Here is a 26,088-nt window from a genome sequence, read left to right on the forward strand (position 1 = left end):
CACAGAATTCAGCGGGGAGTCTTCAACGTGTGTGAAAGCGCCTCCTTCATGAGCCCAAGGGAGTGCTCATGAGCTCCACACCCATTCCCAACCCCTTCGACGAGGAGAAGCCGCGCGACCCCTACTGGTACAAGCGCGCGGTCTTCTACGAGGTTCTGATCAGGGGCTTCGCCGATTCCAACGGCGACGGCACCGGTGACATCAAGGGCCTGATCAGCAAGCTCGACTATCTCCAGTGGCTCGGCGTGGACTGCCTGTGGCTGTTGCCGCTGTACGAGTCACCGCTGCGCGACGGCGGCTACGACATCGCCGACTTCATGAAGATCCTGCCGGAGTTCGGCGATCTCGGAGACTTCGTGAAGCTCGTCGACGAGGCCCACAAACGCGGCATGCGCGTCATCGCCGACCTGGTGATGAACCACACCAGCGACGCCCACCCCTGGTTCCAGGCCGCGCGCCATGACCCGGAGGGGCCGTTCGGCGACTTCTACGTCTGGTCGGACAACGACAGCAGCTATCCCGACGCCCGGATCATCTTCATCGACACCGAGACGTCCAACTGGACCTATGACCAGGTCCGCGGCCAGTACTACTGGCATCGCTTCTTCCACCACCAGCCGGACCTCAACTACGAGAACCCGGCCGTGCAGGACGCGATGCTGGAGGTGCTGCGCTTCTGGCTCGACCTGGGTATCGACGGGTTCCGCCTCGACGCCGTGCCGTACCTCTTCGAGGAGGAGGGCACCAACTGCGAGAACCTGCCGCGCACGCACGACTACCTCAAGCGGATCCGCAAGGAGGTCGACCGGCTCTACAACGACCGGGTGCTGCTCGCCGAGGCCAACCAGTGGCCCTCCGACGTGGTCGAGTACTTCGGCGACCCGGTGGGCGGGGGCGACGAGTGCCACATGGCGTTCCACTTCCCGCTGATGCCGCGCATCTTCATGGCCGTACGCAGGGAGTCGCGCTACCCCATTTCCGAAATCTTGGCCCAAACACCGAAGATTCCGGAACATTGCCAGTGGGGGATCTTCCTCCGCAACCACGATGAGCTGACGCTCGAGATGGTCACGGACGAGGAACGCGACTACATGTACACCGAGTACGCCAAGGACCCGCGCATGCGGGCCAACGTCGGCATCCGGCGGCGCCTGGCGCCCCTGCTGGAGAACGACCGCAACCAGATCGAGCTGTTCACCGCGCTGCTCCTGTCGCTGCCCGGCTCGCCGGTGCTCTACTACGGCGACGAGATCGGCATGGGCGACAACATCTGGCTCGGCGACCGCGACGGCGTACGCACGCCCATGCAGTGGGACCCCGACCGCAACGCCGGGTTCTCCGACTGCGACCCGGGGCGGCTCTACCTGCCGGTCATCATGGACCCGATCTACGGCTACCAGGGGCTCAACGTCGAGGCGCACCAGAAGAACGGCGGCTCGCTGCTCCACTGGACCAAGCGCATGATCGAGATCCGCAAGCGGCACCCGGTGTTCGGCCTGGGTGAGTTCACCGAGCTCAACTCCTCCAACCCGAGCGTGCTGGCGTTCGTCCGTGAGCTGGGCGACGACCGGATGTTGTGCGTCAACAACCTCTCGCGCTTCCCCCAGCCGGTCGAGCTTGACCTGCGCAGATTCGTCGGCGTCTCGCCCGTTGAGACGATGGGTGGAGTTCCATTCCCGGCAATTGGCGAACTTCCGTATCTTTTGACGCTTCCCGGGCATGGGTTCTATTGGTTCACACTCCCACCGGCCATCACCCAGGAGGAGTAAGACGTGCTTGACGGGCTCCTTGCCGCATGGATCAGTCGCCAACGATGGTTCGGCGGCAAGGGGCGCGCGATCGACTCCCTGTCGATCGAGTCGGACGTCGTGATCGACGCCGACGACCCCGGCCTCCGCCACCTGATCGTGTCCGTCTGGCAGGGCGCGTCGAGAGATCGCTACCAGATCCTGCTCGGCATGCGGACCGAGCTGCCCGACCGGCTGAAACACGCGCTGATCGGCACCCACGGCCCCTACGCCTTCGAAAACGGCCCCGACCATCCCGAGTGGTACGTCTACGACGCCGTCCACGACCAAGCGCTGACTCACTGGGTCCTGGAGTGCATGGCCGAGGGCTGCGGCTGGGACACCGTCCGCTTCCGCCACCTGCCCGGCGTCACCATCGACACCTCACCGCGCAGCCTGGTGCTCGGCGCCGAGCAGTCCAACACCTCCCTGGTGTACGGGGACGCCTACATCTGCAAGTTCTTCCGCCGCCTGATCCCCGGTGTGAACCCGGAGCTGGAGATCGTCACGGCCCTGGACGCCCTCGAGTCCGCGCACATCGCCAAGCCGTACGGCTGGATCGAGACCGACCTCGACGGCACCGCCACGACGCTGGCCATCATGCAGGAATACCTGTCCACCGCCAACGACGGCTGGGACCTGGCCCTGGCCAGTGTGCGGGACCTGTACGGCTCGATGTCCGAGTTCTCGGCCGGCGAGGTCGGGGGCGACTTCGCCGCCGAGGCGCACCGGCTCGGCGTGGCCACCGCCCACGTCCATCACGAGCTGGCCACCGCCTTCCCCACCGACCTGATCGAGACGCACGAGGTCAAGCGGATGGCCGAGGGCTTCCGGCGGCGGCTGGGCCGGGCCGTGGGCGAGGTGCCGGAGCTGCGCGAGCACGTCGACGCGCTGGAGGCCGCCTACCACGCGGTGGAGGACCTGACCGTCGAGGTGCCCGTGCAACGGGTGCACGGCGACTACCACCTGGGCCAGGTGATGCGCACCGCGACCGGCTGGGTGGTGCTCGACTTCGAGGGCGAGCCGGGCCAGCCCCTGGCCGAACGCCGGGCCCTGTCGTCCCCGCTGCGCGACGTGGCCGGGATGCTCCGCTCGTTCGACTACGCGGCCCGGCACCTGCTGGCCGACCACTCGCAGCCCGAGTCCCTGGAGGAGCGGGCCGCCGAGTGGGCCGACCGCAACAGGACCGCCTTCCTGGCGGGCTACACCGAGGGCGGCGGGGTGATCACCCCGGCGGACGCGGCGCTGTTGCGCGCGTTCGAGCTGTCGAAGGCGGTGTACGAGGTGGTCTACGAGGCACGCAACCGCCCCTCATGGATCCGCATCCCGCTGGCCGCCTTCCGCCGCTGACCTCTTCAAGCCGCCACGGCTTCAAGCCGCCACAGCTTTAAGCCGTCATCGCTTTAAGCCGTCACCGCTTCAAGCCGTCACCGCAGCTCTTCGATCAGGCTCGCCAGGCCCTCGGCGCCGTGGCCGGCCGCCACCCGCCGGTCGAGGACGTCCCCCATGGGCAGCAGCAGGTCCGGCTTCACGCCCTGCTCCTCGAAGGCACGGACCAGGTTGACCATGCCCACCCGGTTGACCTCCAGGTTGGAGACGTCGGTCGCGTAGTCGCCCGCCTCGATGGCCGCCGCCAACTCGGGCGTCCGACCGGCCATCGCGTTCATCCACGGCAGCAGCAGCTCCGTGGTGAACTCCGCCACCGGCCGCTTCTCCGAGGCGATCAGCGCCGCCGCCTCCAGGAATCCGGCGAACTGGCCGTACATGCCGGTGAGCATGGCCAGGTCGTACAGCGGCGCGAGCCCCGCGTCCGTCCCCAGGTAGCGGGACCCGGCCAGCGCGCTCAACGCCTCCTCGTAGCGCTCGAAGGCGGCCGGCGAGCCGCTGTAGAGGATCAGCGCGCCGGGCGTGCCGATCATCTGGGGGACGGCCATGATGCCACCGTCCAGGTAGTCGCCGCCGCGCGCGGCCACCCAGTCCGCCATGTCGCGGGCCTCCGCGGGCCTGCCGTTGGTGAGGTTCAGCAGAACCCGGTCGTCCAGCTGTACTACGCCGAGGAGCTCCCGCACGGCCGCGTAGTCGAGCACGCAGACGATCACCAGCGGGCTGGCCGCGACCGCCTCCGCCGCGGTCGCCACGGCGGTGGCGCCCAGGCCGTCTGCCTTGCCTTCCGTACGGTTCCAGACGGTGACGCTATGACCGGCCCCGACGAGGGTCCGGGCCAGGGCCTGGCCCATGAGGCCCAGGCCGAGGATAGAGATACGCATGCTGACCAGTCCTTTCGTTGACGGCTTCCACATTGCTGGCCGGGGGTTATGGTCGGGTTCGGAGTTTGTTATGGGGGGCTGATGAGATTCGGGGTGCTGGGCCCCCTCTCGGTGTGGACGCCGGACGGGCAGCCGATCCAGGTGCCCGAGGCCAAGGTCCGCGCGTTGCTCGCCGACCTGCTGGCGCACCGGGGGCGGCCGGTCTCGACTGACCGGCTCATCGAGGACCTGTGGGGCGACCGCCCACCCGCCGACGCGCCGGCCGCGCTCCGGGTCAAGGTCTCCCAACTGCGCCGGGCGCTCGGCGACCGCTCACTGGTGCCCTTCCGGCCGCCGGGGTACCTGCTCGCGGTGGACGCTGAGGCGGTGGACGCGGGCCTGTTCCAGTCCCTGCTCGCCCGCGCCGGGCGGAGCGACGACGCACGGGTACGGCAGGCGCTGCTGACCGAGGCGCTCGGCCTGTGGCGGGGGGCTCCGTATGCCGAGTTCGGCGACTTCGCCAGGGCGGCCGCGGCCCGGCTGGAGGAGCAGCGCCTCGTCGCGCTGGAGGAACTGGCCGAGACGCGGCTGGAGCTGGGCGACCACGGTTCACTGGCAGCCGAGCTGGCCGAGCTGGTGGCCGCGCACCCGCTGCGGGAGCGGCTGCGGGCCGCGCACCTGCGGGCGCTGTACCGGGCGGGGCGGCAGAGCGAGGCCCTGGCCGGTTATGGGCAACTGCGCGAGCTGCTGGCTGAAGAGCTGGGCATCGACCCGGCACCCGAACTGACGGCGCTGCACGCGGCGATCCTCCGCCAGGACCCAACCCTCGACCCACCCGCGCCGCCCGTGAACCCCACTCACTCCCATCCGCCCACACCGCCTGTGGACCCACCGCACCCCCATGCGCCCGCATCGCCTGTGGGCCCCCCGCACCCCCATGCGCCCACACCACCTGTGGACCCGCCACACCCCCACACGCCCGCACCACCACCCCGCTCCGGCTCTCCCGCGCCTCTTGGAGGGCCGCAGGACGACGGCGGGCCCGGAGCGCCCACCGGGCCGCCGGGGACGAATCTGCCCGCGCCGCTGACCGAGCTGATCGGCCGGGACGCGGAGGTGGCCGAGGTGCGGTCGCTGCTGGGGGCCGGGCGGCTCGTCACGCTGACCGGGCCGGGCGGGGTCGGTAAGACCCGGCTCGCCCTGGAGGCGGCGGCCGAGCCCGGTCGGCCGTTCCCCGGTGGGGTGTGGCTGGTCGAGCTGGCCTCGGCCACATCGTCCGCTGAGGGCGTGGTGGCCGAGGTGGTGGCGACGGTGCTGGGGGTCAGGGATGATCTGCCCGGGTCCGTGGTCGACCGGCTCGCCGCCGCGCTGCGTACCAGCGCGACGCTGCTCGTCCTCGACAACTGCGAGCACGTGGTCGGACAGGTCGCCGAGCTGGCCGAGCGGCTGCTGCGGGCCGCGCCCGAGCTGCGCGTGCTGGCGACCAGCCAGGAGTCGCTGCGCGTCCCCGGCGAGGTCCTGTGGAGCGTGCCGCCACTCGGGCCGGAGGCCGCCGCGCGCCTGCTCGCCGCCCGGGCCGGTATCGGGCCGGGCGACGACGGCGTGGCCGAGATCTGCGCGCGGCTCGACGGGATCCCGCTGGCGCTGGAGCTGGCCGCCACCCGGCTGCGGGCGCTCACTCCACGCGGGCTGGCCGCCCGGCTCGACGACCGGTTCCGGGTGCTCGCCACTGGACATCGGGGCGCTCCCGCCCGGCAGCGGACGCTGCGGGCGATGATCGACTGGAGCTGGGAGCTGCTGACCGGCGCCGAGCGGGTCGTGCTGCGGCGCCTGGCCGTGCACGCCGACGGCTGCACGCTCGAAGCCGCCGAGGCGATCTGCGCCGAACCGGGCCTGGACGTGCTCGACCTGCTGGCCAGGCTGGTGGACAGGTCGCTGGTGGTACGGACTCCCGGCGGCCGGTACCGGCTGCTGGAATCGGTGGCCGCGTACAGCCTCGAACGGCTGTCCGAAGCGGATGAGACGGAGACGGTCCGGCTGCGGCACGCCCGCCACCACGCCGACCTCGCCGAACGGGCCGAGCCCGGCCTGCGCGGACCTGAGCAGCGGCATTGGCTCGCGCTCCTCGACGCCGACGCGGCCAACCTCCGCGCCGCGATCGAGACCTCACTCCGGCTTGGCGCCACGGACGAGGCGGTCCGGCTGGTGAACGCGCTGGCCTGGTACTGGGTGCTGCGCGGCAGGCTCGGCGAGGGGCAGCGGACCCTGGAGGCGGTGCTGGCCGTCGCCGACGACGCGCAGGCCCGGGTCTGGCTGGCCGGGCTGCGGATGCTGTCCGGGCAGGGGCGGGCCCCCGGCGTGGAGCGGCTGGCGGCCGGGATCGCGGATCCGGGGCGCCGGGCCAGGGCGCAGTGGTTCTTGGCCTTCACGCTGTACGGCTATGACGACCCGGTGGTCACCGACGCGTTGCTGGACAGCGCGTTGGAGTCCTTCCTCGCCTTGGACGACCGGTGGGGCACGGCGGCGGCGCTGAGCCTGCGGGCCAGGCGGGCGCTGCTGCGCGGCGATCTGGCGGCGCTGCGGCAGGACGGGGAGCGGGGCCTGGAGCTGTTCCGCGAGGTGGGCGACCGGTGGGGCGAGATGCGGGCGGCCGAGAACCTCGGGACGCTGGCCGAGATCACCGGCGACTACGCGCAGGCCGCCGACCTGCGGCGCGATGGGCTGCGTGGCGCCGAGGAGCTCGGGCTGCAGAGCGAGGTGTCCGGCGCGCTGTCCAGGCTGGGCCGGGTGGCGCTGCTGACCGGGGACCTCGACGAGGCCCGGGAGCTGCACGAGCGGGCCCGGCGGCTGGCGGTCGCCCGATCGGATGTGCCGCTGGAGGAGTTCGCCGAGGTCGGGCTGGCCTTGGTCGCCCGGCGGCAGGGGCGGCTCGATGAGGCGGAACGGCTGCTGCGCCGCTGGTTGCGCTGGGTGCGTGCGGTGGCCGGCGAGCCGGGGGCGGCGCTGATCCTGGCCGAGCTGGGGTTCGTCGCCGAGCAGCGTGGGGACGCGGTGGCCGCGCTGGAGTGGCAGCGAGAGGGGCTGGCGGTGGCGCGGCGGGTGGGCGATCCGCGCGCGATCGCGCTCGCCCTGGAGGGCCTGGCGGGCGCCCGCGCGCTCGGCGGCCATCACGAAGAGGCGGCCGAGCTGCTGGACACGGCCGGCGCGCTCAGGGCGTCGGTGGGCGCCCCGCTGCCCGAGGCGGAACGCGGCGATGTCGGCCGGATCGCGACCTCGATCCGGACGGCGCTTGACCAGCGGCAGACCACCGAGACCGGCCGCTCCTGACGTCGGCGCCGGTCGCGGAGGCGCCGCCCCCGCAGATCATCCTGAACCCATCGCAAAGCGGGCATTTACTCCCGTCGCTGGCTCGCGATAAACCCAAGATTTCGCACTTTCGGTGATTGTCTGCGTGAATGCGGGCAGTGCCTGGGTTGTAGGTCTGACGTAGGGCAGGGTGGGAGCATGCCGATGAGGACAGAGCTCGACCGACTCGCGGGCGGAGCACACCACGATCCGCATTCCGTGCTGGGAGCACATCCCGTCGAGGGCGGTGTCACCTTCCGTACGCTGCGTCCGCTGGCCGAGCGGGTGCGCGTGGTCCTGGACGACGGGACGGCCCACGATCTCAAGCACACGGCCCACGGGGTCTTCGAGGTCACGGTCAAGGGGCTCGACAAGGTGCCCTCCTACTCCTTCAGCGTCCAGTACGCCGGCGCCGAGCCGTACCAGGCCCGTGACCCCTACCGCCACTGGCCCACGCTGGGCGAGGTGGACCTGCACCTCATCGGCGAGGGACGCCACGAGCGGCTGTGGGAGGTGCTCGGGGCGCGCGTGATGCGGCACGAGGACGTCGACGGCACCGCGTTCGCCGTCTGGGCGCCGAACGCGCGCGGCGTCCGGGTCGTCGGCGACTTCAACCACTGGGACGGCACCGCCTACCCGATGCGCTCGCTGGGCCGTTCCGGCGTGTGGGAGCTGTTCATCCCCGAGCTGGGGCGGGGCGAGCGGTACAAGTTCCACATCCTCGGCGCCGACGGCGTGTGGCGGGACAAGGCCGACCCGATGGCCCGGCGGACCGAGGTGCCGCCGCAGACCGCCTCCGTGGTCGAGCAGTCCGCCTACACCTGGGAAGACGACTCCTGGATGACCGAGCGCGCCGAGAAGAACGCGCAGCGGGGTCCGGCGAGCGTCTACGAGGTGCACCTGGGGTCGTGGCGGCCCGGTCTGTCCTATCTGGAGCTGGCCGAGCAGCTCGTCGACTACGTCCAGGACATGGGCTTCACGCATGTGGAGCTGCTGCCGGTGGCCGAGCACCCGTTCGGCGGGTCGTGGGGCTACCAGGTGACCTCCTACTACGCGCCGACGGCCCGGTTCGGGACGCCCGACGAGTTCCGCCACGTGGTGGACCGGATGCACCAGGCCGGGATCGGGGTGCTGCTCGACTGGGTGCCCGCGCACTTCCCGATGGACGACTGGGCGCTGGCGCGCTTCGACGGCACGCCGCTGTACGAGCACGCCGACCCCGCCCGTGGCGAGCACCCCGACTGGGGGACCTACGTCTTCGACTTCGGCCGCCGGGAGGTGCGTAACTTCCTGGTCGCCAACGCGCTCTACTGGATGAAGGAGTTCCACATCGACGGGCTGCGGGTCGACGCGGTCGCCTCGATGCTCTATCTCGACTACTCGCGGCGCGAGGGTGAGTGGACGCCGAACATCTACGGCGGCCGGGAGAACCTCGACGCGGTGGAGTTCCTCAAGGAGATGAACGCCGTCTGCTACCGGGAGTCTCCGGGCATCACGACCGTGGCGGAGGAGTCGACGGCGTGGCCGGGCGTGTCGCGGCCCGTGCACCTGGGCGGGCTCGGGTTCGGCTTCAAGTGGAACATGGGCTGGATGCACGACACGCTCAGCTATCTACGCCATGAGCCGATATTTCGGCAGTACCACCACCATCAGATGACTTTTTCGCTCATGTACGCCTACTCCGAGAACTTCGTGCTGCCGCTGTCCCATGACGAGGTCGTGCACGGCAAGGGCTCGCTGCTGGGCAAGATGCCGGGCGACGAATGGCAGCGGTTCGCCCAGCTCAGGGCCCTGCTCGCGTTCATGTGGGCGCATCCGGGCAAGCAGTTGCTGTTCATGGGCGGCGAGTTCGGCCAGGGCTCGGAGTGGTCGGAGGAGCGCGGGCTCGACTGGTGGGTGCTGGAGTTCGACGGGCACGCGGGCGTACAACGGCTGGTGCGCGACCTCAACCGGCTCTACCGCGAGACCCCGGCCCTGTGGGAGCAGGACGCGGCGCCCGAGGGCTTCCGCTGGATCGACGCCGACGACGCGCGGGGTAACACCTTCTCGTTCGTCCGTTACGCGGCCGATGGGTCGGCGGTGGCGTGCGTGGCCAACTTCAGCGGCGCGCCGTACGAGAACTACCGGCTCGGCCTTCCCTACGGCGGCCAGTGGACGGAGATCGTCAACACCGACGCCTACGACTACTGGGGCAGCGGGGTCGGCAATATGGGCGAGGTCCAGGCCGTCGAGGAGCCCTGGCACGGCCTGCCGCACTCCGCCACGCTGCGGGTTCCGCCGCTGGGCGCCGTGTGGCTGCGTCACGACGCGCTGGGAAGTGAGTGAGAGTTCGCTGAGAAGGGCTTTCCACCCCTGTGCGAGCCGGATAAATCCCCCTAAACTCCGAGATCGTGCGACTTCGCTCCTTGATCGTGTGCGCGATCCTGCTGGCCTTAGTGCCGGCCGCTCCGGCCTTCGCCGACGACCCGACGTCTACCCCGACACCCACGCCGAGCGCGACCCAGGAGAAGCTCGAAGACGGCCTGGCGCTCAGCGGCGGCACCGTGCGCGCCATCGTCGAGCTGACCGACCCGGCGCAGAACGCGCCCGTGGCCAAGCAGGCGGCGGCCGACAGCGTGGACGTCGTGCTGCGGCCGGAGAGCCAGCCGTTCATCGTGGTTCAGGGCACCGCCGAGGAACTCGCCGCGCTCGCCGCGGACTCGCGCGTCACCTCGATCCACCGCGATCGCGCCTATCCCCCGACGGCGGCGAACAACCTCACCCAGATCGGCGCCGACCAGGCGCACGCCCAGGGCTTCGTCGGCACCGGCCAGGCGGTGGCCGTGCTCGACACCGGCATCGACGAGAACCACCCGAACTTCGGCGGCCGGATCGTGGACGAGGCGTGCTTCTCCGCGGTGGAGGCGGGCGTGGAGTCGCTGTGCCCGAACGGCCAGACCACGCAGACCGGCAAGGGCGCGGCCGACGCCATGACGGCCAAGTGCCTGGCCAACGGCGAGAACCTGTGCGAGCACGGCTCCCACGTCGCGGGCATCGCGGCGGGCAACGGCGGCGTCGCGCCGGGCGCGGGGATCGTCGCGGTGCAGGTGTTCAGCCGGGTCAACGACGAGTCGGTCTGTGGCGAGGCGTCGTGCCTGCTGGCGTACGAGTCGTCGCTGCGGCTGGCCCTGGACTACGTGGCCGCCTCGACGCAGCCCATCGCCGCGGTGAACCTGAGCCTGGGCGGCCAGCCGTCCGAGGGCTCCTGCGACGACAGCGAGGAAGGCGCGATCTTCAAGCCGAAGATCGACGCCCTGCTGGCCAAGGGCATCGCGACCGTGGTCGCCGCCGGTAACGAGTACTTCGAGGGGACCTCGTTCCCCGCCTGCATCACCTCCGCGGTGGCCGTGGGCGCGAACGACGACAGCGACGCGATCGCCGACTTCTCCAACCGGGGCGCCGGGGTGGACCTGTTCGCGCCGGGCGTGGAGATCGACTCGTCGGTGCCCGACGACCAGACGGCCGTCTACAGCGGCACCTCGATGGCGACTCCGCACGTGGCGGGCGCGCTGGCGCTGCTGAAGGCGCAGTCCCCGCAGACCCCGATGACCGAGCTGATCGACAAGCTCAAGGCGGCCGGCCGCCCGTACGTCTATGAGGCCAACAACACCCAGGTCACCACGCCACGCCTGGACGTGCTCGCCGCGCTGACCGGCAGCGCGCCGCAGCCGCCCATCACCCAGACCCCGGCACCCGCCCCCGAGGACCCCGACCCGTCCGACCCCGACCCCGAGCCCGACCCGTCGGACAGCAGCGGCCCCACGCCGTCGCCCGTGCCGTCGGAGTCGAGCCCGACGCCGGTCCCGCTGCCGACCCTCACCGTGACCGTGACGGTGACGGTCACCCCCAAGGCCCCCGCCACGGTGTGTACGCGCGGTACGGCCGGCACCCGCCTGACGGCCAAGAAATGGGCCGTGGAGCTGCACCGGAGCACCGGCAAGCTGCCCGACGCCACGCTCACCTGCTACCTGAGCCTGGTGCAGAAGGCCAGTACGGTCTTCCCCGAGCTGACCAAGGCATCGACCTTGGGCACCGCGTACCGGGTGCTGAAGGCCGACAAGACCAACCGCGCGAAGCTGGACGCCGCCCTGCTGACGGGCTGGCTGAATTGGGCCCACGGAACCAATGGGACAACAACCTTGAAGTCCGCCGAAAAGGTGCGACTCACCGTAAAGTCCACGAGCGCGGCACTGAAGAAGGCGGCGAAGAGCGTCCTGCCGAAGTAGCGGCAAAGGTTTCGCTGGCGTAGATGCGTCACTTGGGAGACAGCGACATCACCCTTCTCGTGGGTGGGGACTGCGCAGGCAATATGCCTTTCCCCACCACGGAGGAACCAGTGAAGCTACGACCGCTGCTGACCGGCATGGTCGCGCTCGCCACGGTATGGGACATCATGGCGGCCTCCGCGGCGGCGCGGGTCGTCGAGACGGCGAAACGGATCAACCTCGCCAGGGCGATCCTGCCGAGCCAGTCGGCCGTCTAACCCCCCGCCTGGCCTGCCGTCCAGCTCTCGGCGGGAGTTTGGTCAACCCATGACCGACTCCTGCCGCTTAGGGTGGCTTTTATGGACGCAGGCAAGGCGATCTTGGATACCGTTGACAGGTTTCGCCAGCGGCGCACCGCCCCGCTGGTACTCGAGCTCGATCTGACCGAAGGGCTCACCGAAGGGCCACCGGCGGACCCGCTCTCCGCTGTGCTGTCCATGCGCAAGACGCGGCTGCCCGATGTGCTCTCGGGCCTCAAGCGGGCCAGGCAGGACTCCCGGGTCAAGGCACTGATCGTGAAGATGGGCGGCAACCCGCTCGGTCTGGCGATGGTGCAGGAGCTGCGCCAGGCGGTGACCCAGTTCCGGGACTCGGGCAAGCTGACGGTCGCCTTCGCCGAGACGTTCGGCGAGTTCGGCAACGCCACCGTGCCCTACTACCTGGCCACCGCGTTCGAGCGGATCTACCTGCAGCCGAGCGGCGACGTGGGGCTGACGGGCGTGGCGCTGGAGCAGCGGTTCGTCAAGGGCACGCTGGCCAAGCTGGGTGTCGACTACGAGGTCGGCCAGCGGCACGAGTACAAGACCGCGGCCAACATGTTCACCCAGGACCACATGACCGAGCCGCACCGCGAGTCGATGACCCGCATCGTCGAGTCGGTCATCGAGCAGGTCGGCGCGGGCATCGCCGAGGGCCGCCGGCTCGACCCGGCCAAGGTGCGCGAGCTGATCGACCAGGGGCCCTTCATCGGCGCCGAGGCGCTGGAGGCCGGCCTGGTCGACGGGCTGGCCTACCGCGACGAGGTGTACGACGAGGTCAAGCGGGCCGCGGGTGGTGAACCGCACCTGCAGTACGTCTCCCGCTACGCCAAGGCCGCGGCCGTACGCAAGCTGCCGCACCCGACGGCCGACGGCATCGCGCTCGTCCACGGCAACGGGCAGATCAGGTCCGGCCGCAGCGGGCGCAGCCCGCTCGGCGGCGGCGGCGCGATGGGCTCCGACACGGTGAGCGCCGCGCTGCGGGCCGCCCGGCGCGACGAGCACGTCAAGGCGATCGTGTTCCGGGTGGACAGCCCAGGCGGCTCGTACGTCGCCTCGGACACGGTCTGGCGTGAGGTCGTGCTGGCCCGCAAGGTCAAGCCGGTGATCGTGTCGATGGGCGACGTGGCCGCCTCCGGCGGTTACTTCGTCTCGATGGCCGCCGACGTGATCGTCGCCCAGCCCGGCACGCTGACCGGCTCCATCGGCGTGTTCGCCGGCAAGCCGGTGATGCGGGAGCTGCTGGAGAAGGTCGGCGTCAACTCCGAGCTGGTGGCCGGGGGCGCCAACGCGGGCATGTTCTCCGCGACGCGCGCCTTCTCCCCCGAGCAGTGGGAGCGGGTCAACGCCTGGCTCGACCGGATCTACGATGACTTCGTGGGCAAGGTCGCCGAGGGTCGCGGCCTGACCCGGGACCGCGCCCACGAGCTGGCCCGCGGCCGTGTCTGGACCGGCTCCGACGCCCAAGCCTGCGGCCTGGTCGACGAGCTGGGCGGCCTCGAGGACGCGCTCGGCATGGCCAGGAAGCGCGCGGGCCTGGGCGCGGAGGCGCCCGTGCGGGTCTATCCGCGGCTCAACCCGCTGGAGCGGCTGCTGGGGCCGGAGTCGAGCGAGGACAAGGCCGCCGCGCTGGCCCGCGTCCGCCTGGAGGCCTGGGGGCCGCTCGCCCGGCTCTCCGCCGAGCTGGGCCTCCCGGCCGCCGGGCCGCTGACCCTCCCGAGCTGGTACGCGATCCGCTGAGACCGCCGTACGCGTTGCCGTTTTGCTGTCAGGAGCCGCCCATCGGGCGGTAGCGGGCGCGGAGCCGTACCAGCGGCTGGAGCGAGGGCGTGACGTACGGCACCGCGAGCACGCGCGCGACGAACAGCGTGTGATCCCCGGCGGGGACCACCTGGGTGGTCTCCGCCTCCAGGGCCGCGACGCCGCCCTCGACGACGAGCGCGTCCGAGTGGCTGCCGCGGTGGTGCGCGGTGCCCGCCACCAGGTGACGGGCGCTGGGCCGCCCGGCGGCGGCGAAGCGGCTGGCGATCGCGGCCTGCCCGGCCGACAGGAGCGAGGCCGCCCAGCGGTCCTGGCGCAGCAGCACCTCGCAGAGGTAGCCGCCGCTGCCCAGGCTCACCAGGATCAGCGGCGGCTCCAGCGAGACCGACATCAGCGCCGAGACCGTGGTGCCCAGGTCGTCGCGGCCGTCGCGCACGGTGACCACCGCCACGCCCGCCGCGAGCTGCGCCATCGCCTCGGTGAACTCACTCACGACGAGAGCCCCCGGAGTGCGGGGACCCTCGCCGGGCGGATCAGCCGAGACCGTTGGAGGTCAGCCATTCCTTGGCCACCGTGGCGGGCTCGTCCTTGTTGACGGCGATCTTCTGCATCATGTCGAGCAGCGACTGCGTGGTGAGCTTGGCCGAGATCGCGTTGAGCGTGGTCTTGACCGTGTCGTTCACCGCCGCCTTGTTGACCAGCGGCGTCACGTTCTGGGCGGCGAAGAGGTTCTTCGTGTCCTGGAGCGAGACGAGGTTGTTGGCGGCGATCTTCGGGTCGGTGCTGAACACGTTGCCGACCTGGACCGTGCCGTCCTTGATGGCGTCGGCGGTCGTCGCGCCGGTGGCCTTCCAGTCCTTGAACTCGATCCCGTAGACCGACTTCAGCTCCGCCTCCCAGCGCTTCTTGAACTCGGCCGGAGCTCCGATGACCATGGTCTTGGACACCTTGGCCAGGTCGTCCATGCTGTTGAGCGACTGCTTGGCCTGCGTGTCCTTGCTGATCGTCAGGGTGTCCTTGTCCTCGGCGGGAGAGGAGTCGAGGACCTCGAGCTCGGGCGGCAGCTTCTCCTTGAGTCCGGCGTTGACCTCGTCGGTGGTCTTCGCCTTGGTCTCCTTGTCGACGAAGGCCAGCAAGTTGCCGTTGTACTCGGGTACGACGGTCAGCCCACCGCTCTTGACCTGGTCGTAGATGACCTCGCGGGTGCCGATGTTGGGCTTCTCCTCCACCTGCACGCCCTTGGCCTGGAGCGCCTGGGCGTAGATCGAGGCCAGCAGGGTGTTCTCATCGAAGTTGGCGGAGCCGATGATGACCTTGCCGCCACTCGCGGAGGCCGAGCCGCTGGGCGCGGCGCTCGTGGTGTCGAGCGGGTTGCCTCCACTGCCGCCACCCCCACAAGCGGCCAACGCGAGCGATGCCGTCAGCAGCACCGCCGCGGTGCCGAACATGCGTTTCATCGTTATTTCCTTCCTTAGCGGCAGGTATTGGAGAGATTAGCGGACCTTGACCCGCTGGCTCACCCCTGGGGAGACCGTCACCCTCCGAGCGAGGGTGAACAGCACCTGCACGACGAGCGCGAACAACACAATCAGTACTGAACCGCCGACGACACTGGCGTAATCCTGAGTCGAGAAGCCATCGATGACGAATCGCCCCAGCCCGCCCAATCCGGTGTAGGCCGCGATCGTGGTGGTGGCGACCACCTGAATGGCCGACAGCCGGAGCCCGAGGAGGATCAGCGGCAGCGCCACGGGCACCAGCACCCGTCCGAGCACCTGCCCGCTCCGCAGGCCCATCCCGTAGGCGGCGTCACGCAGCTCCGGGTCCACGCCCCTGATGCCCTCGAAGGTGTTGACCAGGATCGGCGGTATGGCCAGGAGCACCAGCGGAATGATCACCGGCAGGATGGACGCGGTGCCGAGCAGCAGCACGAACAGCACCAGCAGCCCCAGCGTCGGCAGCGCCCTGGCCAGGTTGGCCGTGACCACCACGCCGATCCCGCCCTTGCCGGTGTGCCCGATGAGCAGACCGAGCGGAATCGCGATCAGCACGGCCAGGGCCAGCGCCATGACCGAGAACTCCAGGTGTTCGAGCAGCCGCGCGGGGATGCCCGCCGGGCCCGACCAGTTGTCGGCGTTGCCGAAGAACTCCAGCAGCCAGTTCACGCGGACCTCCTAGCCCGGACCCAGGGCGTGAGCAGCCGCTGGGCGAGCACCAGGAGGCCGTCGGCGATGAGGGCCAGCAGCACGATCAGCACGATGCCGACCAGCGCGGGCGGCACGAACGGGTTCTGGTAGGCCCTGGTGAACAGCATGCCCAGGCCGCCCTGCCCGATCAGCGCGCCGACGCTCACGAGGCTGATACTGGAGACGGCGACCACCCGGAGCCCGGCGATCACGACGGGCGTGGCGATCGGCAGCTCCACCTGTATCAAGCGGCGCAGTGGCGTGAACCCCATCGCGACGGCCGACTGCCGCACGTGCTCGGGCACCGCGCCGAGCCCGTCGACGACCGACGGGATGAGTACGGCGCAGGCGTAGAAGGTCAACGGCACGATCACGGTCGTCTTCGACAGGCCGCTGAACTGGATGAGCAGCATGAAGACCGGCAGCGACGGCAGCGCGTAGATGACGTTGAACACGCCCGTGGTCGGCTGGTAGAGCCAGCGCCAGCGCACGCTGGCCAGCCCCAGCGGCAGCGCCACGACCAGCGCGGCGACGATCGGCACCAGCGACATGATCAGGTGGTCGCCGAGCAGGTTCTTGATGCTGTCGACCCGCCCGGTGTCCCAGTTGCGCGCGATCCACTCCCATATGGAGGGAGGTCCATCAGCCATCGCCCATACGGAGGGAGATCCGTCAGCCATCGGCCGCCTCCGCGAGTGCCTCGTCGAGCGCCTCCCGAGTGGCGGCGCCTACGACCTTGCCGTCCCCGTCGACGGCCACCGCGCAGCCCGACGGCGACAGCAGCGCCGCGTCGAGAGCCGAGCGCATCGAGTCGCGGCCGAGCACGAACGTCCCGTACGGCTCCAGCTCGGCCGGCCGCTCGCGCGAGATCCAGCCGACCGGCCGGTCATCGCCGGTGACGACGAGCAGCCACGGCTCGTCCGTGGGACCCTCGAAGCCCTCGGGCACGGTCAGGTCGTCACGCAGGCGCAGGCCCTCCGTCGAGATGAACTGCAGGCGCCTGATGCCCCGGTCATGGCCGAGGAACTCGCGGACGAAGTCGTCGGCGGGCTCCGACAGGAGCGTCTTGGGGTCGGCCAGCTGCGCCAGCTTGCCGCCCACGCGCAGGACGGCCACCCGGTCGCCGAGCTTGATGGCCTCGTCGATGTCGTGGGTGACGAAGACGATGGTCTTGTTCAGCTCCGCCTGCAGTCTGAGCAGCTCTTCCTGCAGGCTGGTGCGGACGATCGGGTCGACCGCGCTGAACGGCTCGTCCATGAGCAGCACCGGCGGATCCGCCGCGAGCGCCCTGGCCACACCGACCCGCTGCTGCTGCCCGCCGGACAGCTGGAACGGGTAACGCTCGCCCATGGCCGAGTCGAGCCCCACGCGTTCGAGCAGCTCCATGGCGCGGTCACGGGCCTTCTTACGATCCCAGCCGAGCAAATAGGGGACGGTGGCGATGTTGTCAACGATCTTCCGGTGCGGGAAGAGCCCAGCCTGCTGGATGACATAGCCGATGCCGCGCCGCAACGTCGGCGGATCGATGCCCTGTACGGGCTCACCGTCAAGGAGGATCCGCCCCTCTGAGGCGTCGATCATCCGGTTGATCATTCGGAGGGACGTCGTCTTCCCGCAACCCGAGGGGCCGACGAACACGGTGATCTCACCCGTCGGCGCCTCAAGGCTCAGGTGATCAACTGCGACCGTGCCGTCCGGATAGCGTTTGCTGACGTCGTCAAATGTGATCACGCGCGACCTCTCGCGTTCGTGGCGGGGGCCGCAGCCCCCCTGCTACGGCCGCCGCATGATCTCTCAGGACGACCAGACTACGGCGATCCAGCGCACTCTGTCCCCTCGGGCCTCTGTGAAACGCTTCAGGTAGTTGCAAGTTTCATGCGAAATGCCGTTCTGATAGTGCGCGGTACCTGGGTAAGTTGGCATGATTAACTCCACAAACATCGACGCCGCACCCCCCACCTCAAGCGTCCGTATTTCAGCAAGAGGATCCGGCCCCGTGACAGACTTGCTCACCGATCACCCCTCCCGGGCGGAACTGATCGCCGAGCTCTACGACCGTTACGCCGCCGGGCTGTTCGCGTACTGCGCCGACCAGCTCGGAGACCACGGTTCCGCATCCGACGCCCTGGTGTCCGTCCTGGGTTCCGCCGCCGACGCCTCGGTGTCCGCCCTCGCCGGTGTCCCGGCGAGGACGCCTGCCCGCGCCGCCCTGTTCGCGTTCGCCCGCCGCGAGATCCAGCGCCGCGATGTCGTCTACGCGCCGCCGGCGGTCGACCCGCTGATCGACCCGGCGTCCGCGCTGGTGGAGCGGGTCCTGCGAGAGCTGCGCCCGCACCAGCGCGAGGTGCTCGTGCTGTGCGAGGTGTGCGGGCTGGACCGCGCCGAGCTGGCCTGGGTGCTCGACGTGGCGCCCGACACGGCGGACGAGCTGGCCACCAGCGCCACGCACCGCTACCGGCAGGCGCTCGACACCACCCTGGCCTGCACGGAAACCCGCGTGTCCAAGCCGGTGGCCGACGTCTACGGGGCACTGGGCGTGGCGCCGTTGCGCGACGTGCTGGGCCGGCTGCCCTGGCCACCGCCGCCCGCCTCTCTCCACTCGCACTTCGCTCGCCAGGTCCCGCCCGGTCGTACGGCGGCGCCGATGTTCGTCAAGCCGCTCTGGCCGGGACCACCCACGTGGCCGCAGCCGCTGGCTGTGGCGGACGCGGCGACCAGCACCGGGATCTTCCCGACAGAGCTGCTGACCCCGCCGTCGCCGTCCCGCGTACCGGCACACGAGGCCCCCACGGCCCCGATGCCCAAACTCCGCGACCCCTTCGGGCCCGGCCCGGCTCTAGAGGGCCCCGCCCCTGCGGGTCCGACTTCCAAGAGCCCGGCTCCTGAGGGACAGCGGTTCTTCACGCCTCGGCTGTCCAGCGCGCGGCCATCCGACGATGCCCTCTTCGGCGCGTGGCCGGTGCGTGATGGGCTGTTCCGCCTGCCGCAGCCCGCTTCCGAGAAGGCCGCGCCCGCCCAGCCGGTCAAGGAGCCCTTGCCGGAACGGCCGTTCACTCTCTCGGCGTCCATTCCGGGGGACGTGCTGGATGACGAGCCGATCACCGAGGAACTGCCCGCCATCGGCGACATCCTCGTACACAAGGGCGAGGCCAGGGAGCCCGGCGCCTTCTTCGTCCCCAGGACCGCCGCCAGAGAGCCCATCTACCGGCTGCCGGCCCCGCTGCCGTTCCCGCCGACCGTGGACGACCTGCCCATCGTGGACGACCTGCCCGAGGACCTCCCGGACGTACCGGAGATCCCGCGAGCCCGGGTACGGCCCGGCAAGGACCGGCACCACGACTGGGCGTGGGAACTGGTCGGGTTCCTGGTCTGTGTCGGGATCGCGATGATCGTGTTCTTCGCGGTCCCACTCATCATCGGCTAGCCTCCACGCCCCCGCCGGGGGCTCCCCCACAGAGACCCCAGCGACCACGGACCGTCACTTCCGCTGCCCCCGCAGGGGGCTTCTCCCCCCAATAGGGACTCCAGCCGCAACGGACCGTCACAGAGATCGAGACGGTCGCGTGACGAACCGCCCGGGGAACCCCCGTCAACGACCGGAGCCGCGACCCAAGGACGCCGTCAGCCGGCCGACAGGATCAGCCCGCTGGTCGGGACGCCGGTGCCCGCCGTCACCAGGACATTGCGGACGCCGCTCACCTGGTTGGCGGAGGTGCCTCTCAGCTGCCGTACGGCCTCGGCGATGCCGTTCATGCCGTGGATGTAGGCCTCCCCCAGCTGGCCGCCGTTCGGGTTGACGGGCAGGCGGCCGCCGAGCTCGATGCCGCCGTCCTGGAGGTAGCCGGGGGCCTCTCCTCTGCCGCAGAAGCCCAGCTCCTCCAGTTGGGCCAGGACGAACGGGGTGAAGTGGTCGTACAGGATGGCGGTCTGGATGTCCTGCGGGGTCAGGCCGGACATGTCCCATAGACGTCGGCCGACGACGCCCATCTCCGGCAGGCCGCTCATGTCATCGCGGTAGTAGCTGGTCATCATCATCTGCCCCCCACCCGATCCCTGGGCGGCGGCGGTGATCACGGCCGGGGAGCGGCGCAGGTCACGGGCTCGTTCGGTGGTCGTGACCACCAGGGCCACGGCTCCGTCGCTCTCCTGGCAGCAGTCGAGCAGGTGCAGCGGCTCCACGATCCACTTGGACTCCTGGTGCTCCGCCAGGGTGATGGGCCGGCCGTGGAACCAGGCGGCGGGGTTCGTGGAGGCGTGCCTGCGCATGGCGACGGCCACCCGGCCGAAGTCCGCTGATGTGGCGCCATAGGTGTGCATGTACCGCTGGGCGAACATGGCCACCCACCCGGCGGGCGTCATCAGCCCGAACGGTACATGCCAGCTCATCTCCAGCCCCTGCGAGGTCGGCTGGCCGCCCAGGCGGGCGTCCGGCTGCCCGAACCTCCGGCCGGACCGCTCGTTGAACGCCCGGTAGCAGACGACAGTGGTGGCCATGCCGGTCGCGACGGCCATGGCGGCCTGGGCCACCGTGCCGCACGCCGCGCCGCCCCCGTACTCGACCCTGGAGAAGTACGTGAGCTCACCGGCGCCGATCTCCCGGGCCACGGCGATCTCCTGGTTGGTGTCCTGGGTGAAGGTCACCATCCCGTCCACGTCACCCGGCGCCACCCCGGCATCGTCGAGCGCGGCGAACACGGCCTCGGCCGCCAGCCGCAACTCCGACCGGCCGGATCGCTTGCTGAACTCGGTGGCGCCGATGCCGGCGATGGCGGCTCGTGACTTGAGCACTGACGTGCCACTCCTTCGGGTCAGGGGGCTCTGTTCGGGCTGGGTTGTTCGGGCCGGGGCCGTTCGGTTCAGAGGGCTGTGGGGAGGGTGAGGGTGATCGTGCCGGTGGCGTGGTCGCCGAGGCTGACCTTGCCGCGTACCTCGACGGTGAGCTCTTCCCCCGCCCGCGAGACGATCGTGCCGGTGAAGCTCAGCCGGTCGCCCGCGTACGCAGGGACGCCGAGCTTGACGTTGATGCGTCTGATGACGGCCGCTGGACCCGCCCAGTCCGTGACGTACCGCTCCACCAGCCCCATCGTGGTCAGGATGTTGAGGAAGATGTCCTTGGAGCCCTGCGCGCGGGCGCGCTCGACGTCGTGGTGCACCGGGGTGAAGTCCATGGTGGCCAGGGCGGTGGAGACGACCACCGTGGGCGTGAGGTCGATCGACAGCTCGGGGAGCGCCGAACCGAGCTCGACCTGGTCTTCGGTCAGCGTCCGCATCACGACTCCCCTGGCGCCCACATGGGCAGGACTAGTTCGTCATCCAGCGCGCGGTACGTCACGCGCAACGACATGCCGATACTGACGGCGTCGGTCGGACAGTCCACGATGTTTCCTACGATCCTCACCCCTTCTGGCAGTTCCACCACTGCCACCACGAAGGGCGTCTCGCGTCCCGGCACCGGGGGGTGGTGGTGGACGACGTAGCTGTAGACGGTGCCGTGGCCGCTCGCCACGGTGTGGGTGCGGTTGGTGGAGCGGCAGGCGGGACATATGGGGCCGGGCGGGTGGCGCAGCTCGCCGCAGTCGGCGCAGCGCTGGACGCGCAGCTCGCCCTGCTGGACGCCCTCCCAGAAGAAGGCCGTGTCGGCGTTGACGGCGGGACGCAACGGGTACGGCTCGCGGCGGCCGGTCTCCGGCGGTTTCGCGGTCTCGGATCCTGCGGCCTCGGATTCTGCGGCGGCGGAGCTGGGGCGTTCGCGGGTACGTGGGCGAAATTTCAGGATTCGGAACATCATCTCGGCCACTGGTTCGTCCGCCTCGTCGTACCAGGTGACGTTCCAGGTGGCGAAGTAGCCCTCGCCGAGCGCCGTACGCTTCGGGCCCACGAGGCTCGTGAAGCGGGTCGACGGGGTCAGGCGCTCGCCGAGCCGTACGTACCGGTGATAGGTCTGCTCGCAGTTCGTCGCCACCACGCCCGTGTAGCCGTGCGCATTCAGTGCGGCGAGCATGTCGTCGACCGGCGAGCGGTCCTTGGCGGCGTTCTGGCGGAGGCCCTGCATGGTCCAGACCTGGATCATCGCCGGCGGGGCGACCCCTTGGTCGAGGTAGGCCGGGTTCGCGTCGCCGAGGGCGTCCTGCCAGTGCCTGATCATGGGCGCGTTCACCGGATCGGCCGCGGGGGCGCCGCGCATCTCCCCGAGGGCGGCCTGCTTGTCCGCCAGCTCCCGCAGCTCCCTGTCCACGCTCGCGGGGTCGGTGATCGAGGGGTCGGTCATCGGGGCGGCCTCGGGAGGCTCAGGCCGAGCATCGCGATCAGCTCGCGCTGCACCTCGTTCACCCCGCCGCCGAACGTCAGCACCACCGCGCCCTTCACCCCGTGATCGGTGCGCTCCAGGAGCTCGGCCGTCTCCGGGTCCGACGGGTCGCCGTAGCGGGCCAGGATGTCGCCGATGAGCCGGCCGACCTCCTGTACCCGCTCCGAGGCGTAGACCTTGGTGGCCGACGCGTCGGGCGCGCCCAGCCAGCCGAGGTCCATGTTCGCCGCCACCTGCCAGTTGAGCAGCTCGTTCGTCCGGAAGTACGCCCGCACCCTGCCGAGCGCCCGTCGTACGTCCGGCTGGTCCACCAGCCCGGTACGGCGCGCCCAGGCCAGGAAGCGGTCGTAGGTCTGGCCGAGGTTCCCGGCGGGGCCGAGCGTGACGCGTTCGTGGTTGAGCTGGTTGACGATCAGGTCCCAGCCCTTGTCCACCTCGCCGACGACCATGCTCGCCGGAACGCGGACGTCGGCGTAGTAGGTGGCGTTCGTGTGGTGACGGCCGTCCATGGTGATGATCGGGGTCCAGGAGAAGCCGGGATCGTCGGTCGAGGCGATCATCATCGTGATGCCCTTGTGCTTCTTGGCGTCGGGGTTGGTGCGGGTGGCGAGCCAGACGTACTGGGCGTAGTGGGCGCCGCTGGTGAAGATCTTCTGGCCGTTGACGACGTAGTGGTCGCCGTCGAGCACCGCCGTGGTCCGCAGCGAGGCCAGGTCCGTACCGGCCTCGGGCTCGCTGTAGCCGATCGCGAAGTGGCACTCTCCGGCCAGGATGCTCGGCAGGAACGTCTCCTTCTGCTCCTGCGTGCCGTACTGCATCAGGGTGGGCCCGACCGTCTGCAGCGTGATGATCGGGTACGGCACGCCGGCCCGGGCGATCTCGTTGGCGAAGATCTGCTGTTCGAGCGGGCCGTAGCCGGCGCCGCCGTACTCCTTCGGCCAGCCGAGGCCGAGCTTGCGGTCGCGGCCGAGCCTGCGGCAGTGCTCCATGTACGCGGTGCCGAAGGGGTCCTGGGAGATCTTGCGGCGGTCCTCGTCGGTGAGGCAGTTCTGGAAGTACTCGCGCAGCTCGTCGCGGAGCCTGCGCTGGTCGGGGGTCAGGTCGATCAGCATCAGACGAGCGCTCCGATCAGGTCGAGCTGGGCGTCGGCGCCGCCGAGCAGGTGCGTCAGGTGCTTGGCGTGGGCGAAGTAGCGGTGCAGCGGGTACGTCACGTCGAGCCCCAGGCCGCCGTGCAGGTGCTGGCAGGTGAAGAGCGCCTTGTACGCCTCACTGACGTGGAAGGCGGCCACGGCCAGGTCCTCCTCCGCCGGGAGATCGTTGGCGATGAGCCAGGCGCCCGACCACACGGCCACGTCGAGCGCTCGCGTGGCGATGTAGACGTCGGCGATCTGTACGGTGACCGCCTGGAACTCGGCCAGGGCCCGGCCGAACTGCTTCCTGTTCTTGATGTACTCGGTGGTCAGTTTGAGCGCGCCGGCCAGCACGCCGCTCGCCTGGGCCGCGACGGCCGCCGTGAAGATCTGCCGCAGACCGGAGACCGCATCCGGACCGGCCAGCCGCTCGGCCGGGGTTCGGTCGAGCACGACGGTGGCCAGCGGCTCGCCGTTGGCGGCGAACTCCGGCCGCGCCGTCCACCCGCCGGTGACCAGGAACACCCCCTCGTCGGCCGTGACCAGCGCGTACGCGGCCTCGCTCCCGTACGGAACCCCGACCTTTCGGCCGGTCAGCACCCACCCGTCGCCGTCTCGCTCGGCGGAGGTCGAGGGCGGGTCCGCCGGCGCCCGGCCCGGTTCCCGCAGCGCCACCGTGCCGAAGCTGTCGGCCGGTAGCCGCTGCTGCGCAGGTGTGCCGTAGCGAGCCAGGGCGAGCGTGCTCACCAGCGTCGCCAGCGCGGGCGCCGGTGCGGCCCGCGCGCCGAACTCGCGGAGCACCACGGCCAGCTCGATGGACCCGAGCCCGGCGCCGCCCGCGTCCTCCGGAACGCACACGCTCATCAACTCCGCCTGGCACAGCGCCTGCCAGAGCCGTTCGTCATACGGCCGGTCGCTCTTCTCGTGCGCCTCCAGCCGCTCCGGGGTCGCCTCCTTCGCCAGGAGGTCGGCGGTCAGGGTACGCAGGTCCTGCTGGGTCTCATCCAGGTTGAAATCCACTATTTCTCCAAAAGGTGTTGCCGGCCGTGCCGGGCGAACTCCCGCTCGATCGCCGCGACGTCCGCGCCGCCCAGTAATCGGATCTCCGCGCCCGTGGGGCGCCACCAGACGGGGTCGGCCGTCCGCCAGCCCTCCTGCACCAGGACACGCTTGACGACCTTGTGCGAGGGGGTCTGGGGCAGGCCGCCGGAGATGCGTACGTACCGGGGGAACGACTTGGCACCCAGATCGCGGCGCCCGGTGAGGAACCCGGCGAACGCGACGGGGTCGAACGCCGCCTCCAGGACCAGCGCCGCCATGACCTGGTCTCCGGCCGCCGCGTCCGGCACCGGGTAGACGGCCGCCTCGATCACGCCCGGGAACTCCCGCAGGACCGCCTCGATGGGCGCCACCGCCAGGTTCTCGCCGTCCACGCGGAGCCGCTCGGTGCCCCGCCCGGCGAAGAACACGTAGCCGTCGGCGTCCGCGTACGCCAGATCGCCCGACCAGAACGCGCCCTCCCGCATCCGTTCGGCGTCGGCCTCCGGGTCGTTGTAGTAGCCGTCGAACAGGCCGAGGCCACCGATGTTGACCAGCTCGCCGATCGCCTCGTCGGGGTTGAGCAGCCGCCCGTCCTCGACGCGGCCCGGCGGGCACGGCAGGCCGGTCAGCCAGCTGCGGATCTCGATGCCCGCCGGCAGCCTGCCTAGGCAGCCGGGTGGTCCCGTGGGATCCGGGGTGAGCGAGATGGCCGTCTCCGTCGACCCGAACGCGTCGATCACGTGGCAGCCGAACCGCTCCCCGAACCGTCTGGTCGCCGTGGCGCTCCCCTCGTTGCCGAAGGCGATCTTCAGGGGGTTGTCGGCGTCGTCGGGCTGTCGCGGGGTGGCCAGGACGTAGGAGAGCACTTTGCCGACGTAGTGGAGGTACGTGCAGCCGTACCGCCTGATGTCCGGCAGCAGGCCCGACGCGGAGAATCTGCGGCGCAGCACCAGCGCCGCCCCGGACGCCACGGCGGGGGCGTAGGCGGCCATGACGGCGCCGGAGTGGAAGAGCGGCATCGCGCAGTAGACGGCGTCGGCGGGGGTCAGCATCGCGGCCAGTGAGACGCCCGGGACGGCGATCTTCCGCTGCGTGATCCGCACCGCGCGCGGCCGTCCCGAGGTCCCGGAGGTGAAGATCAGCATGACCAACGCGCCCGGATCAGGCTGGCTCGTGCCTGGCTCAGGGCTCGCGTCCGGCTCAAGGCTCGCGTCCGGATCCGGTGTGTCCCCCGTGCCCCAGTCCGGGACGGGCGTCGCGGCCGTACCCGAGGCGTCGGCGACGGACCGCGCCACCGTCTCGTAAGGCGCGTCCCACAGCAGGAGGCCGACGTCGGTGGCCTGGGCGTCGCGGGTCAGCTCCTCCACCGATCGGGTCGGGTTCAGCGCCACCAGCACCCGCCCGGAGAGCGCGGCCCCACCCAGCAGGAACACCATCTCCGGCACGTTGTCGCAGAGCACCCCCACGTGCGGCGGTCCGTCGAAGGGGCGGGCGTTCAGCCAGGCGGCGGCGGTACGGCAGGCCGCCACGACCGAGCGCCACGACCACACGCGATCCTCGAAGACCAGCCCCGGACGGTCATCATCGGCCCGGGCCAGTAGCAGGGCGGCGAGTGTGTCCGCGGCCATCGACCCTCCCAGCAAGCGCTCGGTCAACAGTTCCGCAAACTAGAACAGATTCTAATATCTGTCCAGCCACGACACATCCCAACAAGTCTGGATA

At 70.5% G+C, this 26,088-nt stretch carries 20 protein-coding genes; 8 read left to right on the top strand and 12 right to left on the bottom strand.

The genetic code is table 11. The annotated features are described in order from the left end of the window. Nucleotides 1-68 precede the first annotated feature (68 nt). On the top strand, nt 69-1,769 hold the full coding sequence (gene treS / locus AB0B61_RS07175) for a maltose alpha-D-glucosyltransferase (RefSeq protein ID WP_357643461.1): 1,701 nt from the start codon (nt 69-71) through the stop codon (nt 1,767-1,769). Nucleotides 1,770-1,772: 3 nt separating this feature from the next. Further along, nucleotides 1,773-3,137, top strand: a complete 1,365-nt coding sequence (locus AB0B61_RS07180; RefSeq protein WP_358429112.1) for a phosphotransferase — start codon at nt 1,773-1,775, stop codon at nt 3,135-3,137. Nucleotides 3,138-3,214: 77 nt separating this feature from the next. Here AB0B61_RS07180 and AB0B61_RS07185 read toward each other — a convergent pair whose 3' ends face one another. Continuing rightward, nucleotides 3,215-4,054, bottom strand: coding sequence for an NAD(P)-binding domain-containing protein (locus tag AB0B61_RS07185; RefSeq protein ID WP_358429114.1), 840 nt, complete (start codon nt 4,052-4,054; stop codon nt 3,215-3,217). A gap of 81 nt (nt 4,055-4,135) precedes the next feature. On the opposite strand from AB0B61_RS07185, the gene AB0B61_RS07190 reads away from it, so the two are divergent. The 5 genes from AB0B61_RS07190 (at nt 4,136) to sppA (ending at nt 13,679) form a co-directional block, all read left to right on the top strand. After that, nucleotides 4,136-7,360 (top strand): BTAD domain-containing putative transcriptional regulator, encoded by a 3,225-nt coding sequence (locus AB0B61_RS07190; RefSeq protein WP_358429116.1) that lies wholly within the window; start codon nt 4,136-4,138, stop codon nt 7,358-7,360. Between the two features lie 183 nt (nt 7,361-7,543). Next, a complete protein-coding gene (gene glgB, locus AB0B61_RS07195; RefSeq protein ID WP_358429349.1) occupies nt 7,544-9,703 on the top strand; it encodes a 1,4-alpha-glucan branching protein GlgB in 2,160 nt (719 codons plus the stop codon). A 65-nt stretch (nt 9,704-9,768) separates the two neighbouring features. Continuing rightward, a complete protein-coding gene (locus AB0B61_RS07200) occupies nt 9,769-11,643 on the top strand; it encodes a S8 family serine peptidase (RefSeq protein ID WP_358429118.1) in 1,875 nt (624 codons plus the stop codon). A 110-nt stretch (nt 11,644-11,753) separates the two neighbouring features. Further along, nucleotides 11,754-11,900, top strand: coding sequence for a hypothetical protein (locus AB0B61_RS07205; RefSeq protein ID WP_358429120.1), 147 nt, complete (start codon nt 11,754-11,756; stop codon nt 11,898-11,900). Nucleotides 11,901-11,981: 81 nt separating this feature from the next. Further along, nucleotides 11,982-13,679 (top strand): signal peptide peptidase SppA, encoded by a 1,698-nt coding sequence (gene sppA, locus AB0B61_RS07210; protein ID WP_358429122.1) that lies wholly within the window; start codon nt 11,982-11,984, stop codon nt 13,677-13,679. 28 nt (nt 13,680-13,707) lie between these two features. Here the strand turns inward: sppA and AB0B61_RS07215 are convergent, their stop codons facing one another. From AB0B61_RS07215 to AB0B61_RS07235, 5 genes are read right to left on the bottom strand one after another with little or no spacing between them, the layout of a single operon-like run. After that, nucleotides 13,708-14,193, bottom strand: coding sequence for a flavin reductase family protein (locus AB0B61_RS07215; RefSeq protein WP_358429124.1), 486 nt, complete (start codon nt 14,191-14,193; stop codon nt 13,708-13,710). A 40-nt stretch (nt 14,194-14,233) separates the two neighbouring features. After that, the gene (locus tag AB0B61_RS07220) at nt 14,234-15,157 is read right to left on the bottom strand and encodes an ABC transporter substrate-binding protein (protein ID WP_358429126.1); all 924 of its coding nucleotides are present in this window, start codon (nt 15,155-15,157) and stop codon (nt 14,234-14,236) included. A gap of 36 nt (nt 15,158-15,193) precedes the next feature. Next, complete coding sequence (locus AB0B61_RS07225) at nt 15,194-15,865, bottom strand: ABC transporter permease subunit (RefSeq protein ID WP_358429128.1); 672 nt, start codon at nt 15,863-15,865, stop codon at nt 15,194-15,196. Continuing rightward, on the bottom strand, nt 15,862-16,536 hold the full coding sequence (locus tag AB0B61_RS07230) for an ABC transporter permease (RefSeq protein ID WP_358429130.1): 675 nt from the start codon (nt 16,534-16,536) through the stop codon (nt 15,862-15,864). The genes AB0B61_RS07225 and AB0B61_RS07230 overlap by 4 nt, the downstream gene beginning before the upstream one ends. A 22-nt stretch (nt 16,537-16,558) precedes the next feature. Further along, entirely contained in the window at nt 16,559-17,617 is a 1,059-nt protein-coding gene (locus AB0B61_RS07235) for an ATP-binding cassette domain-containing protein (RefSeq protein ID WP_358429132.1), read from the bottom strand. A 265-nt stretch (nt 17,618-17,882) separates the two neighbouring features. Here AB0B61_RS07235 and AB0B61_RS07240 point away from each other — a divergent pair, with 265 nt between their 5' ends. Continuing rightward, nucleotides 17,883-19,310 (top strand): hypothetical protein, encoded by a 1,428-nt coding sequence (locus AB0B61_RS07240; RefSeq protein ID WP_358429134.1) that lies wholly within the window; start codon nt 17,883-17,885, stop codon nt 19,308-19,310. A gap of 197 nt (nt 19,311-19,507) precedes the next feature. On the opposite strand, the gene AB0B61_RS07245 is transcribed toward AB0B61_RS07240, so the two are convergent. From AB0B61_RS07245 to AB0B61_RS07270, 6 genes are all read right to left on the bottom strand, one after another. Then, the gene (locus tag AB0B61_RS07245; protein ID WP_358429136.1) at nt 19,508-20,674 is read right to left on the bottom strand and encodes a lipid-transfer protein; all 1,167 of its coding nucleotides are present in this window, start codon (nt 20,672-20,674) and stop codon (nt 19,508-19,510) included. Between the two features lie 68 nt (nt 20,675-20,742). Further along, nucleotides 20,743-21,156, bottom strand: a complete 414-nt coding sequence (locus tag AB0B61_RS07250) for a MaoC/PaaZ C-terminal domain-containing protein (protein WP_358429138.1) — start codon at nt 21,154-21,156, stop codon at nt 20,743-20,745. Then, the gene (locus AB0B61_RS07255) at nt 21,156-22,154 is read right to left on the bottom strand and encodes a bifunctional MaoC family dehydratase N-terminal/OB-fold nucleic acid binding domain-containing protein (RefSeq protein WP_358429140.1); all 999 of its coding nucleotides are present in this window, start codon (nt 22,152-22,154) and stop codon (nt 21,156-21,158) included. Before AB0B61_RS07255 ends, AB0B61_RS07250 begins: the two co-directional genes overlap by 1 nt. Continuing rightward, the gene (locus AB0B61_RS07260) at nt 22,151-23,305 is read right to left on the bottom strand and encodes an acyl-CoA dehydrogenase family protein (protein ID WP_358429142.1); all 1,155 of its coding nucleotides are present in this window, start codon (nt 23,303-23,305) and stop codon (nt 22,151-22,153) included. The genes AB0B61_RS07255 and AB0B61_RS07260 overlap by 4 nt, the downstream gene beginning before the upstream one ends. Then, the gene (locus AB0B61_RS07265) at nt 23,305-24,345 is read right to left on the bottom strand and encodes an acyl-CoA dehydrogenase family protein (RefSeq protein ID WP_358429144.1); all 1,041 of its coding nucleotides are present in this window, start codon (nt 24,343-24,345) and stop codon (nt 23,305-23,307) included. The genes AB0B61_RS07260 and AB0B61_RS07265 overlap by 1 nt, the downstream gene beginning before the upstream one ends. Further along, nucleotides 24,345-25,994 (bottom strand): AMP-binding protein, encoded by a 1,650-nt coding sequence (locus tag AB0B61_RS07270; protein ID WP_358429146.1) that lies wholly within the window; start codon nt 25,992-25,994, stop codon nt 24,345-24,347. The genes AB0B61_RS07265 and AB0B61_RS07270 overlap by 1 nt, the downstream gene beginning before the upstream one ends. Between the last annotated feature and the right edge of the window lie 94 nt (nt 25,995-26,088).

The organism is Nonomuraea sp. NPDC049158, from assembly GCF_040648335.1.
Lineage (GTDB): Bacteria > Actinomycetota > Actinomycetes > Streptosporangiales > Streptosporangiaceae > Nonomuraea.